General features: G+C 60.0%; 19 protein-coding genes and 3 tRNA genes. 17 read left to right on the forward strand and 5 right to left on the reverse strand.

Features of this window, described 5'->3' with window-relative positions; genetic code table 11:
- Window positions 1-26 precede the first annotated feature (26 nt).
- From FEV16_RS13745 to FEV16_RS13760, 4 genes are all read left to right on the forward strand, one after another.
- Window positions 27-503 (forward strand): L,D-transpeptidase, encoded by a 477-nt coding sequence (locus FEV16_RS13745; protein WP_246657344.1) that lies wholly within the window; start codon window positions 27-29, stop codon window positions 501-503.
- Between the two features lie 358 nt (window positions 504-861).
- Entirely contained in the window at window positions 862-1,365 is a 504-nt protein-coding gene (locus tag FEV16_RS13750) for a YbjN domain-containing protein (protein ID WP_138168197.1), read from the forward strand.
- The gene (gene proC / locus FEV16_RS13755; protein ID WP_138168198.1) at window positions 1,362-2,180 is read left to right on the forward strand and encodes a pyrroline-5-carboxylate reductase; all 819 of its coding nucleotides are present in this window, start codon (window positions 1,362-1,364) and stop codon (window positions 2,178-2,180) included. Before FEV16_RS13750 ends, proC begins: the two co-directional genes overlap by 4 nt.
- 67 nt (window positions 2,181-2,247) lie before the next feature.
- Window positions 2,248-2,937 (forward strand): TetR family transcriptional regulator, encoded by a 690-nt coding sequence (locus FEV16_RS13760; protein WP_246657340.1) that lies wholly within the window; start codon window positions 2,248-2,250, stop codon window positions 2,935-2,937.
- A 7-nt stretch (window positions 2,938-2,944) separates the two neighbouring features.
- Here the strand turns inward: FEV16_RS13760 and FEV16_RS13765 are convergent, their stop codons facing one another.
- The 3 genes from FEV16_RS13765 to FEV16_RS13775 are packed head-to-tail and all read right to left on the reverse strand — an operon-like array spanning window position 2,945 to window position 5,634.
- Window positions 2,945-4,315 (reverse strand): ATP-binding protein, encoded by a 1,371-nt coding sequence (locus FEV16_RS13765; protein WP_138168199.1) that lies wholly within the window; start codon window positions 4,313-4,315, stop codon window positions 2,945-2,947.
- 18 nt (window positions 4,316-4,333) lie between these two features.
- Window positions 4,334-5,071: a response regulator transcription factor gene (locus FEV16_RS13770; protein WP_138168200.1), complete on the reverse strand. Its 738-nt coding sequence runs from the start codon at window positions 5,069-5,071 to the stop codon at window positions 4,334-4,336.
- Entirely contained in the window at window positions 5,068-5,634 is a 567-nt protein-coding gene (locus FEV16_RS13775) for a MarR family transcriptional regulator (protein WP_138168201.1), read from the reverse strand. The genes FEV16_RS13770 and FEV16_RS13775 overlap by 4 nt, the downstream gene beginning before the upstream one ends.
- A gap of 134 nt (window positions 5,635-5,768) precedes the next feature.
- Here FEV16_RS13775 and FEV16_RS13780 point away from each other — a divergent pair, with 134 nt between their 5' ends.
- Window positions 5,769-6,659, forward strand: coding sequence for a branched-chain amino acid aminotransferase (locus tag FEV16_RS13780; protein WP_138168202.1), 891 nt, complete (start codon window positions 5,769-5,771; stop codon window positions 6,657-6,659).
- Window positions 6,660-6,691: 32 nt separating this feature from the next.
- On the opposite strand, the gene FEV16_RS13785 is transcribed toward FEV16_RS13780, so the two are convergent.
- Window positions 6,692-8,125: an aspartate aminotransferase family protein gene (locus tag FEV16_RS13785; protein ID WP_138168203.1), complete on the reverse strand. Its 1,434-nt coding sequence runs from the start codon at window positions 8,123-8,125 to the stop codon at window positions 6,692-6,694.
- 464 nt (window positions 8,126-8,589) lie between these two features.
- On the opposite strand from FEV16_RS13785, the gene FEV16_RS13790 reads away from it, so the two are divergent.
- The 10 genes from FEV16_RS13790 to FEV16_RS13835 all read left to right on the forward strand — a co-directional run bounded on the left by FEV16_RS13790 (window position 8,590) and on the right by FEV16_RS13835 (window position 13,433).
- The gene (locus FEV16_RS13790) at window positions 8,590-9,171 is read left to right on the forward strand and encodes a cold-shock protein (RefSeq protein ID WP_138168204.1); all 582 of its coding nucleotides are present in this window, start codon (window positions 8,590-8,592) and stop codon (window positions 9,169-9,171) included.
- A gap of 34 nt (window positions 9,172-9,205) precedes the next feature.
- Window positions 9,206-9,667 (forward strand): DUF192 domain-containing protein, encoded by a 462-nt coding sequence (locus tag FEV16_RS13795; RefSeq protein ID WP_246657341.1) that lies wholly within the window; start codon window positions 9,206-9,208, stop codon window positions 9,665-9,667.
- A gap of 83 nt (window positions 9,668-9,750) precedes the next feature.
- A tRNA-Pro gene (locus FEV16_RS13800) sits at window positions 9,751-9,827 on the forward strand.
- 67 nt (window positions 9,828-9,894) lie between these two features.
- Window positions 9,895-10,203, forward strand: a complete 309-nt coding sequence (locus tag FEV16_RS13805; RefSeq protein WP_138168205.1) for an ETC complex I subunit — start codon at window positions 9,895-9,897, stop codon at window positions 10,201-10,203.
- A gap of 9 nt (window positions 10,204-10,212) precedes the next feature.
- A tRNA-Arg gene (locus tag FEV16_RS13810) sits at window positions 10,213-10,289 on the forward strand.
- Window positions 10,290-10,370: 81 nt separating this feature from the next.
- Window positions 10,371-10,447 (forward strand) — tRNA-Arg (locus FEV16_RS13815).
- A 30-nt stretch (window positions 10,448-10,477) separates the two neighbouring features.
- Complete coding sequence (locus FEV16_RS13820; RefSeq protein WP_138168206.1) at window positions 10,478-11,209, forward strand: DUF2865 domain-containing protein; 732 nt, start codon at window positions 10,478-10,480, stop codon at window positions 11,207-11,209.
- 104 nt (window positions 11,210-11,313) lie between these two features.
- Window positions 11,314-11,958, forward strand: a complete 645-nt coding sequence (locus tag FEV16_RS13825; protein ID WP_138168207.1) for a DUF47 domain-containing protein — start codon at window positions 11,314-11,316, stop codon at window positions 11,956-11,958.
- 9 nt (window positions 11,959-11,967) lie between these two features.
- The gene (locus FEV16_RS13830) at window positions 11,968-12,966 is read left to right on the forward strand and encodes an inorganic phosphate transporter (RefSeq protein WP_138168208.1); all 999 of its coding nucleotides are present in this window, start codon (window positions 11,968-11,970) and stop codon (window positions 12,964-12,966) included.
- Window positions 12,963-13,433 (forward strand): NUDIX hydrolase, encoded by a 471-nt coding sequence (locus FEV16_RS13835; RefSeq protein WP_138168209.1) that lies wholly within the window; start codon window positions 12,963-12,965, stop codon window positions 13,431-13,433. Before FEV16_RS13830 ends, FEV16_RS13835 begins: the two co-directional genes overlap by 4 nt.
- Before the next feature lie 28 nt (window positions 13,434-13,461).
- Here the strand turns inward: FEV16_RS13835 and FEV16_RS13840 are convergent, their stop codons facing one another.
- Window positions 13,462-14,493 carry a Mu transposase C-terminal domain-containing protein gene (locus tag FEV16_RS13840; protein WP_138168210.1) on the reverse strand — a complete coding sequence of 344 codons (1,032 nt, stop codon included), beginning with the start codon at window positions 14,491-14,493 and terminating at the stop codon, window positions 13,462-13,464.
- Window positions 14,494-15,971: 1,478 nt separating this feature from the next.
- Here FEV16_RS13840 and amoC point away from each other — a divergent pair.
- Both amoC and amoA read left to right on the forward strand, forming a co-directional pair.
- Window positions 15,972-16,748 (forward strand): bacterial ammonia monooxygenase, subunit AmoC, encoded by a 777-nt coding sequence (gene amoC / locus FEV16_RS13850; protein ID WP_138168212.1) that lies wholly within the window; start codon window positions 15,972-15,974, stop codon window positions 16,746-16,748.
- Window positions 16,749-16,866: 118 nt separating this feature from the next.
- Window positions 16,867-17,637: a bacterial ammonia monooxygenase, subunit AmoA gene (gene amoA, locus FEV16_RS13855; RefSeq protein ID WP_138168213.1), complete on the forward strand. Its 771-nt coding sequence runs from the start codon at window positions 16,867-16,869 to the stop codon at window positions 17,635-17,637.
- The last annotated feature ends 13 nt before the right edge of the window (window positions 17,638-17,650 follow it).

Below are 17,650 nucleotides of genomic sequence, written 5' to 3' on the forward strand. Positions count from 1 at the left end.
TACTCATACTTGCGGCGGTCGGCGGAATGGCGCTGACCGCGCTTCCACAGAATGCGACGGCGCGCAACATCGTCGCCTTTTCGCCAAGCGTCGCCCCCGGGACCATCGTCATCAGCGCCGGTCGGCGTCGGCTCTTCTATGTCGTCGATACCGGCGTGGCCATCAGCTATCCCGTGGCGGTCCCGAAGCGCGGCAAAGAATGGTCGGGCGAGACGTCCATCGAGGGAAAATATGTGAATCCGGACTGGGTTCCGCCAGCGGTGGTGAAGGCCGACCATCCTGAATTGCCGAACTTCATTCCTGGCGGATCTCCGCGCAACCCGATGGGAGTGCGCGCGCTGACCCTTAGTCATGGCGAAGTGGCGATTCACGGCACGACGGCCAAGATGCGCGCATCGATCGGCACCGCCGCCTCCTACGGCTGCATCCGAATGTTGAACGAGGATGTCTCCGACCTTTACAATCGCGTGAGCGTCGGGTCTCCGGTGATGATGACACGCTAGGAGAAGCGGGCTCAAAAAACGCAAGCCTCGTCCGCGGCTGAGCGGGCGAGGTTTTTCTTTGCGCGCGACGTATCGGCGACTCGTCGTTTTATCCAAAGCTATTTTTTTGAAGCGAGTCCCTGTGGAAGAGTCCGCTGCGCCGTGGACGTCGACGTGCGAATCCCGCAAGTCTGCGCCAACAAGGTCAGAGCGTCGCTTTTTTCGCGTCATTATTCTTGTGTGGAGTATAGTGACTGCAAGAGGTGATTCGACTTCGAATCAATCGCTTGAAAAGGAGGCGCCTCAAGCAAAGCTCCACGACGCATCGTCGCCTGTCTTACTCGCCGCGTCATGCTGACATTTAAAAAAAGGTTGGCACATGCTGATCGCAACAGAAAATGAAACGGAACGCGCTGAACATCCGGTGGATGTCGTGGAGCAACTGGCGGCCACCAACGACTGGTCTTTCGATCGGGATGACGAAGACGAGATTTCTATTTCCGTCGCTGGAGCTTGGACGGAGTATCACGTCGCCTTCACGTGGCTTCCGCATCTTGAAACGCTGCATGTGAGTTGCGCCTTCGACCTCAAGGCGCCGGAGCGCAGGCGCGGCGAACTGATGTCGCTCGTTAACGCGATCAACGAGCAAATGTGGATCGGGCATTTCGACTTTTGGCCGAAGGAAGGCGTGGCGATGCACCGCCATGGGTTGATCTTAACGGGCGGGGCGCAGCCGTCGGCGACGCAATGCGCCGCCTTGCTCGACAATGCGCTGCAGGCTTGCGAGCGGCATTATCAGGCCTTCCAATTCGTTCTATGGGCTGGAAAGAACGCCAAGGAGGCGCTCGCCAGCGCAAATTTCGAAACGAAAGGCGAGGCGTGACCGACGAGGCCGGGCTGCGGGGAAAGTCCGTCGCCCTGATCGGCGCCGGGAACATGGGCTTGGCGTTGCTGGAAGGCTGGGCCGCGCAGGGCCTGTTGGGTTCCGTTTCAATCGTCGAGCCGCAGCCGTCGGAGCGGCTGCAGAAATTATGCGCGGAACATGGCTATACGCTGAATGGCGCCGCCGAACTATACGACGCTGTGGTTCTCGCTGTGAAACCGCAAGCGCTCGAGTCGGGGGCCGCAGCGGCAAAGCGCTTCGTTGCGGCTGAAACCGTTGTCGTGTCGATCCTTGCCGGCAAGCGCCTTGCGGACGTCGCCGCGCATTTGCCGACCCAAGCCATCGTGCGCGCCATGCCTAATACGCCGGCCGCAATCGGCCGAGGCATCACTGGGGCTTGTTCGAGTGCGGCGACAAGCGTCGCTCAGCGCGCGGTCGCCGACGCGCTGCTTCGCGCCGTTGGCGAGGTCGAATGGGTCGATGACGAAGCGCTAATCGATGCGGTGACAGCGGTTTCCGGTTCGGGTCCGGCCTATGTCTTCTACTTTACGGAATGTCTTGCCGCAGCCGGGGTCGAAGCCGGGCTGCCCGCCGAGCTCGCGGCGCGCCTTGCGCGCGCAACCGTCGAAGGCGCCGGCGAACTTATGCGCCAACAGGCTGAAACGAGTCCTGACGAATTGCGTCGTCGAGTGACGTCTCCGGGCGGCACGACGGCGGCGGCGCTGGAGATCCTGGAGTCGCCGGATGGTCTCGCTCCCCTGATGCGCCGCGCCGTAGCTATAGCGAAACGCCGGGCAGGGGAACTTTCAGGTTGAATGGCGCGTCTTGTCCCGCAGCCGCGCGACAATAGAATACTCGCTAAGAAATTCTCAGGAATTGGAGATGGACATGAATAGCGGCGGCAGCCCCCGCGACCGAGTGATCGACGCGACGCTCCGGCTCGCCACGCGGCGGGAATTCAGCGATGTGACGCTCACGGATGTCGCTCAAGAAGCCGGCATTTCGCTTGCCGATCTGCGGGAGCTTTTCCCCTCAAAGGGCGCGATCATCGGCGCGTTCTCTCGGCGCATCGACCGGGAGATTCTCGATGCGCTGCCAAAGGAGGCTTCGCACGAACCCGCGCGCGAACGACTTTACGACGTCCTGCGGCATCGGCTCGATGCGCTCGAGCCTCACAGGGATGCGCTGGCGAGCGTAGCGCGCTGGGCCGCGCGCGACCCGCTCACCGCCGCGGCGCTCAACCGCGAAACCGTCAACTCAATGCGCTTTATGTTGGAGGCCGCAGACATCGATAGCGAGGGCCCGGTCGGCTCGCTCAAGCTGCAGGGGCTGGCGTTGGCCTGGAGCCGCGTGCTCGAAGATTGGTTCGCCGGCGACATCCACGACGCCTTGTCAACGCTCGATCGCGAGCTCACGCGCGGCGAACGTTACGTTGATCGCGCGGAGGATTTCGCAAGGCTGACGCGGCCCTTCTATTCCTTCGCACAAAGCCTGTTCGGCTGGCGGAATCGGCGGGGTCGCGACTACCGCGATTACGACGACGACGGCGGCCATCCGCATCCGCGGGCGTGACCGATCGCTAGATCGGCAAGCTGACCTTCGCGCGCAAGCCGCCGAGCGGGCTCTTGTCCAGCGTAATGTCGCCGCCATGTAAGCGGGCGATGTCACGTGCGATGGCGAGGCCCAGACCGGAATTTGCCTCGTTCTGATTGCGCGACTCATCGAGTCGGTAGAAGGGCCGGAACGCGTCTTCGCGACGCTCGGGAGGGATGCCAGGTCCGTCGTCGTCGACGCTCACGGTCATCGTTTTGCCGTCGTTGGTCGCCGAAAGTTCGATCCGCTTCCCATAGCGCTGCGCATTGCTGACGAGATTTGCAATCAACCGCTTGATTGCCGCCGGCCGCGCGATGATTTTCGGATCGCCCTCGAGCTTGACGGCCGCCGCGATGCCCCGCTTCTCGGTAGCCGACTTCAATTCATCGAGGATGGCTTCGATGTCCGTGGGGGAGGAGGTCTCATCGCCATCGCCACGCGCGAAGGCAAGATAGGCCTCGACCATGCGCTCCATTTCCTCCACGTCCTTGCGCATTTCGACGGCTTCGTTCGAATCGCCCATCAGGGCGAGCGAAAGCTTGAATCGCGTAATGATCGTTCGCAGATCGTGCGAAACGCCATTGAGCATCGTCGTACGCTGCTCGATTGCGCGCTCAAATCGGCGCTTCATGTCGAGAAAGGCTGCGCCAGCCTGACGAACCTCGCGCGCCCCACGCGGGCTGAACGCGACGTTGCGGCCTTTGCCAAATTCTTCAGCTGCGCGGGCGAGACGAAGGATTGGCCTGATCTGATTACGCAGAAAAGAAGTGGCGATGGCGAGGATGATGACGGAGGCGATCGCCATCCACATGAAGAAAATATATGAGTTTGAGGCGTATGCGTGCGTGCGCGAGGCAAGCATTTTCAGCGTTTTGTCATCCAGCGCGACGCGAATCTCGATCAGATTGCGGGCAAGGCCGGTGTTGATCCAAAAAGGCTTCTTGACCCGCCGCGAAAGCTCTTTCGAAAGCGCCTTGTCGAGCAGCGAGAACAGTGAGGACTTGGGCGCTGGCGCGGGCAGGGCCCCCTTCGGCAGAACAGTAATCTCCATATTGAGATCGTCGGCCGCGATACGGCGCAGCTGCGTGTGTTCCTGATCGTCGGGAAATGTCTCATAAATATCAACGATTGCCGCCACTTGCCGCGCCATTCCCGCGGAGAGGCGGTAGGTCACGACTTCCCAATACCGCTCCATAAACACGTAGGCGACCGCGGACTGAAGAAGCACGACCGGGAGGATTACGATCAGCAACGCGCGCGCATAAAGTCCCCTTGGCATGCGATCGTGCAGCCAGTTGGCGAAGCGCCGCCAGAGATTGCGGGGCGCGGCGAGAACTTCCGGTAAAACGACGGTCATCCTGACGACCCTATCATTTCAGAGGTTGGCGCGCAGTGGCTCGACGAGCAGGCGGTAGCCCTGGCCGCGCACTGTCTGAAGATAGCGTGGCGCATTCGGATCGGTTTCGATTTTACGCCTGAGCCGGGCGATTTCGACATCGACGCTGCGCTCGCTCGCGTTTCGTTCAGGGTCACGTTGCGCCAAAATTTGGCGCGAAACGATGGCGCCGCCGCTCAGCATCCGCAACAAATCCCGCTCCCGCGTCGTCAGCCGAATCGGCGCGTCGCCGCGCAGCAATTCGCCGCGTTCGGGATCAAAGACGAAGTCGCCAAAGCGCTTTGGCTCCTCTGGATTCGTGCGCCGCGCTCGCCGCAAGATGCTTGCGATGCGCAGCGACAATTCCCGAGGGTCGAAGGGCTTGGCCAGATAATCGTCCACGCCGGCCTCGAGTCCTTCGACGCGATCCGCCGTCTCGGTAAGCGCCGTCAGCATTAGAATGGGCGCGGAGCGCAGCGGCTCAGCGCTCTTGCGCAGCCGAGCGGCGAAAGCGGTGCCGCTTTCGCCCGGCATCATGACATCCAGCACGATAAGATCGAATGCGATATCGCGCAGTCTGGCGCTCGCTTCCTTCGCGTCGGCCGCCGCGCTGACAAGATAGCCCTCGTTCATCAGAAAGCGCGACAGCAGCGTGCGAATGCGCCGGTCATCGTCTACGACGAGAATATGCGCCGCTTTTGCGCTGGGCGCAGCGGCGCGCTGCGGAGAAACGGTCACGGCGCGGCGCCTGCCGCTTTCGCGCAAGCAAGATGCGCCCGGACGCGTTCGCGCTCGTCGGAATCGATCATTGCGAACAGGAATTCGGAGGCTGCGCCGCGCGCCGCCGGCGGCAACTCGTCCATGACTTTCAGGAAACGCGCCGTTTGCAGCGCCGCGAGGTCGCGCGCAAGCTTAGCGCCCTGCGGCGTCGGGTAGAGAAGGCGCTGCCGCCGGTCCAAGACGCCTTCACGCGCCTCGACGAAGCCGGCCTCAAGAAGTTGCTTTAAGACGCGGTTGAGGCTCTGCTTGGTGATCCTCAATATCTCGAGCAAGGCGGCGATCGCCAAGCCGGGCCGGCGGCTGACGAAATGAAGCACGCGGTGGTGCGCCCGTCCGAAGCCGTAGTTTTCAAGCAACCGATCGGCGTCTCCCACAAAATCGCGATAGGCGAAGAAAAATAGCTCAACGAGTTCGAGAGCGCCTTCGTCGCTCGTGGTCGTAGCCGCCGCTTCTGCGGCCGCTCTCCGCCAAGCGACGACCGCGGCCGGCTCTGCTATTTTTCTCGCTGAGAGATCGTTCACGCTCGTATTGCCTCACGTTTTCCGCGAGCTATTTACGTCAACTATATTGACATAAATCTGGCTGCTGGCTAGTGCTGACGGCGCGTCGCAGCGGCTTGTTCGGCCTATCTGACCGCGTCTTCCCGGAGCTCGCCATGTCGCTTCCGCCCTTCGATCAGCGCGACGGATTCATCTGGTATAATGGCGCGCTTGTGCTGTGGCGCGAAGCGAAGTTGCATGTTCTCTCGCATGGTCTGCATTACGCCTCTTGCGTATTCGAGGGCGAGCGCGCTTACGGTGGCGTGGTCTTCAAATCGCGCGAGCATTCCGAACGATTCCAGAACTCCGCCCGCATTCTCGATTTTGAGATTCCCTACAGCGTCGAAGAACTCGATGCAGCAAAGGATGAGACCGTAAAAGCCAATCACATGCTGAATTGCTACGTGCGCCCGGTCGCTTGGCGCGGCAGCGAGATGATGGCGGTCGCGGCGCAAAATTCGACGATCAACGTCGCGATCGCCGTTTGGGATTGGCCGAGCATGTTCGATGTCGAGACCAAGATGCGGGGCATCAAGCTCGACATCGCAGAATATCGACGGCCAGATCCGGCCACGGCGCCCTCGCTGGCGAAGGCGGCGGGCCTTTATATGATCTGCACCATTTCGAAGCACCGCGCCGAGCGCCGCGGCTTTGCCGACGCGCTCATGTACGATTGGCTTGGCCGCGTCGCCGAATGCACCGGCGCGAACGTCTTCTTTGTCCAGGACGGCGCGTTGCATACGCCGATTGCCGATTGCTTCCTTGATGGCATTACAAGGCGCACCGTGATCGACTTGGCGCGTAGGCGTGGGATTGAAGTCATCGAGCGACGGATCATGCCGGAGGAGATGGCTTCCTTCTCGGAGTGCTTCATCTGCGGCACGGGCGCCGAAGTGACGCCAGTTTCGGAGATTGGCGCGTATCGCTTCACGCCTGGAGCGCTTTCGCGCACCCTGATCGAGGACTACTCGCGCGAGGTGGAGAAGCACCTTTCGCCTGCGGCGTGAGCCTGCGCCAAGGGGCGCAGCGCCGGTTAAGGTCAGCCGCTCATTCGGGCCTTGATGGCGTGTTCCGCCAGGGTCTTGCCAAGCGACCAGACAGCGGAAGGGGCCTTGTGCGCGTCTGCGATGACGGCGTCAAACGACTGCTCGATCCAGTCGCAATCCTCGTCGGAAATCGTCAGCGGCGGCAGCAGTTTGATCGTGTGATTGCCGTGTCCGGCCACTTGCGTCAGCACTTTGTGATCGCGAAACAGCGGGATCGAGATGAGCTGGCAGAACAAGCCTGAATTGACGGTCTCCAGCAGATTCCACGCGGCCTTGAGCTTGAGAGACTTCGGAGGCCCGAATTCGACGCCGATCATAAGGCCCTTGCCGCGCACATCGGCGACAAGCTCATAGCCGCCCGCCATTCTTTGGAATGACGCGAGAAGACGCTCGCCCCGCTTCGCGGCATTCTCGATCACCCGCTCATTTTCAAGCACGTCCAGCGTGGCGATGCCCGCCGCCATGGCGAGATCATTCTTGCTGAAGGTCGAGCCATGCACGACCGCGCGGTCCATGCGGTCGAAGACCTTGTCGAAGATCCACTTGCGGGCCAGCACCGCGCCGACCGGCACATGACCGCCGGAAAGCGCCTTTGCGACGACGATCATATCGGGTTCGACGCCGGGGTAATGATCGATGGCGAAGAAGCGCCCCGTCCGGCCCAACCCGGTCTGGATCTCGTCGGCGACGAACAGGGTCCCGTATTTTCGGCAGAGCGCCTGCGCGCCGAGAAGATAGTCTTCTTGAGGAATGTTGACGCCTTTGCCCTGAATGGGCTCCACGAAGAAGGCGGCTATGTCGCGCCCGGCCAATGCGCGCTCGAGAGCGTCGAGATCGTCGAATGCGACCTCATGGGCATTTGGCAAAAGAGGTCCAAAACCTCTCTTGAAAATATCGTCGCCGTTCATCGACAGCGAGCCATAGGTCAACCCATGAAAGGAATGCGCACAATGCAAAATGCCGGGACGCCCCGTCGCCGCGCGCGCGAATTTGATTGCAGCTTCTACAGACTCGGCGCCCGAATTGGCAAAAAACACTTTGTCCAGCCAAGGCGCGTAGGCGAGCAATTTTTCAGCGAGAACGCCAGCGAGGACTGAAACGTCAAGTTGCACGAGATTGGCGAGTTCGCCGTCGAGCACGCTCACGAGAGCGTCGCGCACCGCTGGATGATTGCGTCCGAGCGCGAAAACGCCCCAGCCGCTGAGGAGATCGAGATAACGATCGCCCTTCCGGTCCCAGAGATAGGGACCAACGCCTCGCGTGAAGCCTACGTCATAGCCAATCGTCTTGAGAACGCGCACCCACATTTCGTTGAGGCGCTTCGCATGCAACGAAAAGCGCTCGCTTTCACGGGCGGCAGCCAGGGCGGCGAGGTCGTAGCGTGGATCGATGCACGTAGAAGTACGGTCCGGAGCGTGAACAGTCATGGGCGCACTCGCTGGCGCAGTCGATGAAGTGGTCATTGGCGGCGCTCCAACCGGGGAAATGGCGGGCAGGCGACAGGGCCCGCGAGGCTCGCCAATTCCGATTGCGCGTCCCGACCGCTTTTGTCAAATGGCCCTCGATGTGGCGCGTGGGCCACAGACCCCCAAAGAACTGTGGGCGGCCTGAATATCTTCGGTTACGGAGCCACTATTTTTTGTGCAATATCGCCGCGCTCGGAGGCGCGCGCGCATCGATTCAGATTGGGCGACAATCGTTTCGATACATCTGCGCATCCGCGCGCATATCCACAGGCATTCGGACGTAGATAAAATTTGCATGTTGGATCACGCGCCGCGAATGATATCTTGCTAAAAGTGATTCATGAGCGATGCGTGGCGATTCGGGTTTTTAGAAAATCGCCGACGCGCGCCAGTCGAATGCTCTGGATCAGCATAGGAGTTGGTCGGTGGGCGCTAAAGTGACTTTTCAGGATGATTTGACAACGAGCGCGACTGAATCGGAAGAATCCGTTCTCGAATTGGTCGAAGTCGCGGGCTACATAAAATGGTTTGATGTCGCGAAGGGCTACGGTTTTGTGGTCCCCGACGACGGTACCGCAGACATACTTCTACATGTCACGATTCTCCGGCGCAGCGGACTGCAGACCGCTTTCGAGGGCGCGCGCATTGTCTGCGAAGCCCAGAAGCGCGCGAAGGGCATGCAGGTTTTTCGGGTCGTGGCGATGGACGAGTCGACCGCAGTGCATCCTTCGCAGTCGTCTGCGGGGCGCACCCACGCCCAGGTCGTTCCGACGAGCGGCTATGAAATTGCGATCGTCAAATGGTTCAATCGCGTGAAGGGATTTGGATTTCTCACGCGAGGCGAAGGCACTGAAGACATTTTCCTGCATATGGAGACGGTGCGCCGTTACGGCATGACTGAACTTAAGCCAGGCGATAGCGTGCTCGTACGTTACGGCGGAGGCCCGAAGGGCCTGATGGCGACCGAAGTGCGGCCGCTGGAGGCGAAAAGCGCCCCTTCGCACTAACCGCTGCGCACAAAGCTCTTTGGAAGGATTCCTGGTGAGAGCGGCGCAAATCTTCCAGCTACTGATCATCTCCTTCTTGCTGGCGCTCTCTGCGTCGACAGTAGTGCGCGCCGATCCCGCCACTGAAATCGCGCGCATCACGACGGCGACGGGCGAGCACGACTTCCATGTCGAAATCGCCGACACGCCAAAGGTCCGCGCCCGCGGTTTGATGTTTCGCAAGTCGATGCCGGAGAATTACGGCATGCTGTTCGACTTCGGGGCCGAACGGCCAGTCTCGATGTGGATGAAGAACACTTATATTCCGCTCGATATGGTTTTCATCGGTCGCAATGGACGGGTGGTGGGCGTAGCGGCTGACACTGAACCTTTGTCCGAGCGCATTATAACGTCGCCCGAGCCCGCCTATGCCGTGCTCGAGCTGAACGCGGGCGCGGCGCGACGCATTTCTCTCGCGCCCGGAGATCGAGTCCGGCACCGCATGTTTGGGCCATAATCCGCCTTCCCTTGTGAGGAGCGGGCTTGCGTGGTAGCGAAATTTGAGCGAGGGCAGGGCCGCCGTAGGCGCGGCTTGTTCGGCGGGGTATGGCGCAGCCTGGTAGCGCGGAAGTTTTGGGTACTTCAGGTCGCAGGTTCGAATCCTGCTGCCCCGACCAGCGCGAACGCCGCCGCTGCCACTTTCTCACGAAGCGCTTCCGAGCGCAGCGTCAACGACGAGGCCATATGACAGCACGCATCTACCTTCCCGCGCCGAGCGCCACTCAGTCCGGCCCGGGGTCGGACATGTGGCGCCTCGATTTTGAGCCGGAGCTTCCGCGCAGCATCGAGCCGCTCATGGGCTGGACGAGCTCGGCCGACATGCGGCAGCAGGTCAGACTCAATTTCGCGACTAAGGAGGAGGCGATCGCTTACGCGGAGCGCAACGGTCTCGCCTATCGCGTCGAGGAGCCGAAGCCCAATCTCGCGGCGCGCCGCGGCGTATCCTATTCAGATAATTTCAAAACGAGCCGCATCGGACTCTGGACTCACTGAGTCTCTTTCGGCCCCGTAGCTCAGCCGGATAGAGCAACTGCCTTCTAAGCAGTAGGTCGCAGGTTCGAATCCTGCCGGGGTCGCCATATATGACTTCCCTGTCGGGCGTCGTCTGGCGCCGCGTTGGCCGAGGTGATACGGTCCGCGGCGCAAGCTGCGCCGTCGATGGCTCCGTAGCTCAGCCGGATAGAGCAACTGCCTTCGAAGCAGTAGGTCGCAGGTTCGAATCCTGCCGGGGTCGCCAGTCGGAGTTAAGTCGACGGGGGACAGGCGCATGCGGCTTTATCCCCAGTGTGCAAGAGTCATCGCCGGCGCGCTCGCCGCCGCCGTCCTGCTTCTATCGCCGTTCGACTCCTTGGCTCAGGGCGATTTTTTCGAATTCCTCTTCGGACCCAGTCAGCCTTATTACGGGTATCCTTCCCGGCCTTCCTGGCGCGTGATGCGCCCGCGCGCGCCTCGGCGGCCTGTCCATTATGCCAATCCCGACCCCTTGCGCGCCGACACAGACTCGATGTCCGGTGGGGGCTACTGCGTGCGCGCCTGCGACGGCTATTATTTTCCACTGATCAAATCTTCGGTGATTTCTGGCCAGCAGTCCTGTCAGTTTGCTTGTCCAGCGACGCGGGTCCAACTCTATGAGGGCCCGAGCATCGAAGAGGCGCGCAACGCCAAAGGGGAGCGCTATACGTCGCTTTCGACGGCGTTCAGCTTTCGTGAGAAGTTGACGCCGGGATGCTCCTGCAATGAACCGGCGGAATCTCACGATTATTACATTCGGCTCTCCCTTAAGGATCCAACTCTGCGCACGAGCGACATTGTCGTGGGGGAGAAGGGCGCGTTCGTCTATAGCGGCTCCAGCCTGGTGAGCCTCATGCACGCCTCGCGCCAGATCAGGGCGCGGCTTAAAGCTGTGCTGCCGCGCAAATTTACGCCTGTCGATGCGCGCATTTCCCAATCCGAGGAAGACGCTCTCGCATTCAATAAGATCCAGAGACATCCAAAATAGTCGCCGCCGCGGCGTCTCGACGCTTTACAGCCCGCGCACGTCCAGTTATGTGCCGCGCTGGTTTATGACAGTTTTATGACTAAGATTCGGAGGGCGAGCGCGCCATGCTGTCTTGGTTTCAAGCGCTCATGCCGAGAGAAGAGCGCTTCTTCGATCTTTTCGAGCGGCACGCAGAGACGATTGTCGCCGGCTCGCGCGCCTTGCGCGAACTGCTGAATGGCGGCGACCGCGTGCTCGTCTGCAGCCATGAAATCAGCCGTCAGGAACATGAGGCCGACGCCATCACCCGCGAGGCGCATCTGGCGGTTCGCCGCACATTCATCACGCCATTCGATCGCAGCGACATCCGCGACCTGATCACGGCGATGGATGATACGATCGACCAGATGCACCAGACGGCTAAGGCGACGCTGCTTTACGAGACTCGCGATTTTGAACCCGCCATGCGCCGTATGGGCGATATTATCGTCCAGTCGGCGGAGCTCACCCGCAGCGCCATACCCTTACTGCGGACGATGCGCCAGAACGCCGGGAGGCTCAACGCCTTCAGCGAGGAGATCACGCGCATCGAGGACGAGGCCGACGCCATCCACGACCAAGGATTAAAGGAGCTGTTTCAGGCGCACCGCCACAAAGATACGATGGCGTTCATTGTGGGCGCCGAGATCTATGGCCATCTCGAAAAAGTCGTCGACGGCTTTGAGGACGTCGCCGATCGAATCGCCGGCATTGTCATTGAACATACTTAGGGAAGACGCTTGCAGAACCTCTCGTCTCTTCTCCTGGGGCTCATCGCGGTCGCATTAATCTTCGACTTCCTGAACGGTTTGCACGACGCCGCCAATTCCATCGCGACCATCGTTTCGACGCGCGTTCTTCGTCCGCAATATGCCGTGGTCTGGGCCGCCTTTTTCAATTTCATCGCCTTTCTGTTTTTTGGGCTTCATGTGGCGCAAACCGTCGGCGCGGGCATCGTCTCGCCCGATATCGTGGACGATTTCGTCATATTCGGCGCGCTGATGGGAGCGATCATTTGGAACCTGATCACTTGGGGACTGGGCATTCCATCCTCGAGTTCTCACGCCCTTGTCGGCGGGCTCGTTGGCGCTGGCGTCGCCAAGGTGGGCGTGTCGGCGATCGTCTGGAACGGGCTCCTCAAGACGGCGGCCGCAATCGTTTTGTCGCCGGCGCTGGGCTTCGTTTTGGCGCTCGCGCTCATTCTGCTCGTTTCATGGATTTTTGTGCGGCGGACTCCTGGCGGCGTCGATGCGCTGTTCCGCATTCTGCAATTCGCTTCCGCCTCCCTTTATTCGCTGGGTCACGGTGGCAATGACGCGCAGAAAACGATGGGCGTGATCGCCGTGCTTCTCTACGCGCATGGCGCGCTCGGCGGCGAGTTTTACGTGCCTTTTTGGGTCGTCATCCCCTGTCAGGCCGCCATGGGCCTTGGAACCTTATTCGGTGGATGGCGAATCGTGCGAACAATGGGGTCGCGGATCACTCGGTTGACGCCTATGCAAGGGTTCTGCGCGGAGACTGGCGGAGCCATAACCCTGTTCCTGGCGACGGGGTTGGGAATTCCAGTGTCGACGACGCACACGATCACCGGCGCGATCATTGGCGTGGGGGCGTCGCGACGGGTTGCGGCGGTCCGCTGGAACGTCGCGAAGGACATTGTCGTCGCCTGGATCATCACCATGCCTATGGCGGCTTTTTTCGCCGCGACATTCTATGTGCTCGCGAGGTTCGCGGCATGAAGATGCCAAAACCAAAAAAGAAGCGCGAGGGCGCCGCGTCTACGCCGCGCACGCAATATGCGGCATTGCCCTGGCGACTCAATGAGGGGCGTGTGGAGATCATGCTGGTCACTTCACGCGACACCAAGCGTTGGGTGATTCCGAAGGGCTGGCCGATGAAAGGGCGCAAACCGCATATCGTCGCGGCGATCGAGGCCGTGCAGGAAGCCGGGCTAATCGGCAAAGTGGACAAAACCAAGCTCGGAGACTTCGGCTATGAAAAACGCCTCAGCAGCGGCGCGAGCGTCGACTGCCGCGTCGAAGTGTTTTCCATGCGCGTGCAAAAGCAACGCAATCAATGGGCTGAGAAAAAGCAGCGCGCCACGCGCTGGTTCGAATGCTCGGTTGCCGCCGAGCTCGTCGAGGAGCCAGAATTGCGCGATTTGATGGTCGCCTTCTGCGGGGAGCTGTCACAGCAGAAGACGTAGAGCGACTGACTGAGCGATTTTGAGGGGATCACGAATAGGGGCGCAACGCCTGGCGATTTCCTGTGCGATCGATTTTGGCGCAACAAGGAGAGCGGCAGTCTTCCTCTGCGCAAGCGCATCGGCGCGAAGGACCAAATAATTTACAACCGCGGCGGCAGGCCTCGTCGTCGGCGGTGCTCGTCCCTGCGATGTTCTGCGCTTCCACAAACTGGCCGCCAGTCTCCTGCACGAAAATCCGCGAAAGATCTCGCGGATCGAACTTAACCGCCACGCGAGCGCGTCCTTCTCGATGCAGTTCACCAAGCGTCGGCGACCAGAAGATTTCTCCGAGCACGCAAACGCCGCTCGAAGTGAGGGCGCACAAAGCATCGGGGAGAAAGGATAGTCGGAATCGCATGCAATCTTGCGGCGCTCGCAGTGGCGCAGCCGCCTCGGTCATTCGCCAGCCGTCGAGCGGCGTGCGTCCCGTGTCTTTGTGGGGACGCTGATGGTAATCATTGATGAGGCCGTCGGCGACATTGTGTTCCACTTCGCGAATGTCTCGTGCGACTGCGCTGCGCAAATGGCGTGGCGTTCTGGGCGTCCAACTCACGCCATGCGCTCTGGCGATTGTCGCGTCGCCAAATCGGCCGCCGAACATATGCGTGGCCCGCGCCCCGAAAACGCTTGAGTTGATCGACGCCGATGCAGTCGCAATCCCCTGATCGCGACAGGCGCGCGCCAGTTGACGAAAACCAAAAATGCTTTGCGGGTCAATGGCGATCGTCTCAGGGAGACCGGCCGCTGGCCAATCGCCGGAGAGACCGCGCTCATTCATCCAGCGCGCCTTGTCGCAAACGGCATGCAACAGACACAGGCTGAGCGAAACGCGTGAGGGCGGAGCGAGCGAAAGATGAAAGCCCGCAACCATGCGCGTGCTGGCGTCGATCGCCAAAGTCAGCCACGGGCGTCCTGTTTCGCCACTCCGCTCGTCGACGACATAGTCGTCGATTTTCACGTGATCGAAGTAAACGATCTGCAACGGCCGTTCCAGAATGTCGCTCAACCGCATTTGAGCCATTGTCCAATCAATTTGCGCCGCTGGATGTGCCTCGATTGCGGCCCTCGAAATCTCGAAGGCGCTTGCGAATGGTGCGCCAATTGGGTGGGGGCAACAGCTCTTCGTTGCAGCGTCGTTGAACGTCCTCAACCAGGGCTCGGAATCTTGGCCGAAGCGCGTGCGAATAGTAGGCCTTAATCGCCTCTTGAATAAGCTGCTCGCGACGAGGATCGAGACAGCGGGCTCCTTTCGGCCTTCCCACGGGCCGCGTCCAAGGAGCGGTGACGGCCCCGCACGTACGAAAGGTTTTCATCATGCGATAGGCGGTCGCGCGGCTGACGCCCAAGTCTTTTTTTAGCTCCTCGACGATCTCCCTCGAAGGCTTATCCACGGTTTCCGTCAGAAGCTGACGGAGAGCGTCTTCCCGCCGCTTGCAGGATTTCAGACGATGGTCTTCTTCAAAGTTGCCGCTCATTTATTCGCTCTTTTGTTGCTCTTTTTTGGCGACTGTTATTCTCTGAATAGCGTCAACTGGCTCCTGCTCACGCTCAGTTCAGACATAGCGCGGCCGGAGTTACAGAGACGACGCCTGTTTCTTGTAAATGCACGTGCTGCAGCCGTCTCTTCTTGGGAGCGATTCACTTCACGCGCACCGCGTCTTTAACGCCGCTTCCACGGGCCTCCCAGCATTGAGCGAGCATTGTGACAGTCCAAAAAAGCATGAGGTGACAGTGTCGAGCAAATGGGACGCCATATTGACCTTGTCTTTTAGCTTCTCCGCCAGGGTTCTGCGCCTTGGATAGAGATCGCCCCGACTCGGGGAGATCGAGTCGGGACGATCGGGCGCCCGGGGGAGGGAAGAGGACGAATCGCGTTACGGTTAAAGATTGAGCGCTCTGTTCACGGTTGGAATAAAGATCGCGAAGAGAAACACGCAAAACGCGACCCAAAAGGCGACCCAGCCGAGTTCATTGATCGAGTGCAAAGTCTTCATCCGTTCCTCTCATGTGGACTGCCGCGGAACGCTGCCGATCAGCGCTGACTCGATCTTCACCGATTCAATTCGGCGCACAATAGGTATAACTTGCGGCAACATGTCGCAATTTTGACTATATAGCGATTGATATCATTCTAAAATGGAACTGTTTCATATTATAATACATCTAAATGCGACTTAACGCTGCAAATTGACTGACGTATCAAGTTACATACAAAACATAGTCTCAATATTTTAAGCAATTTAATTAGTTCTAAACAGCGTTAAGTACAAATTGTCGCACGATGAATACTATATTGTTCTTTATGCTCACATGATAACGTCTTTCCAGCTGTGAATGCTGCCGCGGCTTGGTTTGCACGTCGCGAGCGGTCAACGCGCAAAGCGATCGTGGCCGCTTCAAGCGGCGGCGATCAGCGCCGTGCGTCGAGAATCGCAGCAACGGGAGGCCCAGCGCCAACCGAGACGACAAACGTCTCGAGCCCAAAGAGGAGAGGCATTGATGAATCTGACGACAGAAAAAGCCGCCGGCGTCGCACGAGCCGGCGAAGTCGATACGATCGTGAACTACAAGCCCGCCTATATCACCATGGGCGTCATGCTGGTGTTCTACGTCGGCATCCGCATCTATGAGCAATATTTTGGATGGAAGGCTGGCCTCGACTCTTTCGCGCCCGAATTCCAGACCTATTGGATGAACTTGATGTGGACAGAGCTGCCGCTAGAGTTCGTCGCCTTCTGCGGCATCGGCGGCTATCTGTGGAAGACGCGCGATCGCAATATCGACGCCGTCGCGCCGCGAGAAGAGATGCGCCGCATCTTGACGCTGATCGGCTGGCTCGCGGTTTACGCCTTCTCGGTCTACTGGGGAGCCTCCTACTTCACCGAGCAGGACGGCACTTGGCACCAGACGGTCATTCGCGACACCGACTTCACGCCGAGCCACATCCTCGAGTTCTACCTCAGCTACCCGATCTACATCATCTGCGGCTGGGGCGCCTTCATGTACGCGCACACGCGCATTCCGCAGTTCGCGAAGAGAATTTCGCTCGCCTTTCTGATGTTCTTCGCCGGGCCGTTCATGATCTTCCCGAACATTGGCCTGAATGAGTGGGGACACACCTTCTGGTTCATGGAAGAGCTGTTCACGGCGCCGCTGCACTGGGGCTTCGTGTTCTTCGGCTGGTTTGCGCTCGCCGTTTTTGGCGTGGCGCGTCAGGTGCTCGACCGCGTGATTGAACTCAGCAAAGAGTACGAGAAGGACGCGCTCGCGCTCTAACGGCGCGCGAACTCGTTCATCAACGCAACAAAAAAACAGGAAAGCGGCCGCCAATCACAGGGCGAAGCCAGGCGGGGCGCCGCTTCCTTTCAGCAGATCAATCATAAGAGAGGAAAACATGTCGGCATCGACTGAAACAGGCTCGCCGGCTGGCAAGACCTGGAAATCGAAGGAAGAGTTTCTCGGCTGCGTCATCCTGACGGACTGGATCCTTCTGGTGATCCTATTCGCCGTGCTGCTCGGCTCTTTCCACATCCACTACATGCTGCTCGCCGGCGACTGGGACTTCTGGATCGATTTTAAGGACCGCCGCATGTGGCCGACTGTGGCGCCGATTGTCGCCATGTGCTTCGCCGCAGCCTCACAATCCTTCTTCTGGACGAGGTTCCGGCTGCCGATCGGTGCCACGACCGTGGTGCTGGCCCTGCTCATTGGCGAGTGGATCAACCGCTACGACAACTTCTGGGGCTGGACCTTCTTCCCGATCAATCTCGTTTTCCCGTCGGCGCTCATTCCCATGGGCTTCTGGCTGGATATCGTGCTGATGATCTCGGGCAGCTGGCTCATCACCGCGGTCGTCGGCGGTCTTGGCTGGGGCCTGTTGTTCTATCCGATCAATTGGCCCGTCTTGGCGCAATATCATCAGGCCGCTGAAATTGACGGCGTGCTGCTCACGCTCGCCGACCTCATCGGCTTCAACTACGTCCGCACCGGCACGCCGGAATATATCCGCATGGTCGAGCGCGGCACGCTGCGCACCTTCGGTAAGGACGTTGTGCCGGTCGCGGCCTTCTTCTCCGGCTTCATCTCGATGCTCGTCTACTTCCTATGGTGGAACATGGGCAAATGGTTCTCGACGACGAAATATCTCGAAATCGAAGAGGTCTAGAACGCCAACGAAC

This window comes from Methylocystis sp. B8, from assembly GCF_005771425.1.
Lineage (GTDB): Bacteria > Pseudomonadota > Alphaproteobacteria > Rhizobiales > Beijerinckiaceae > Methylocystis.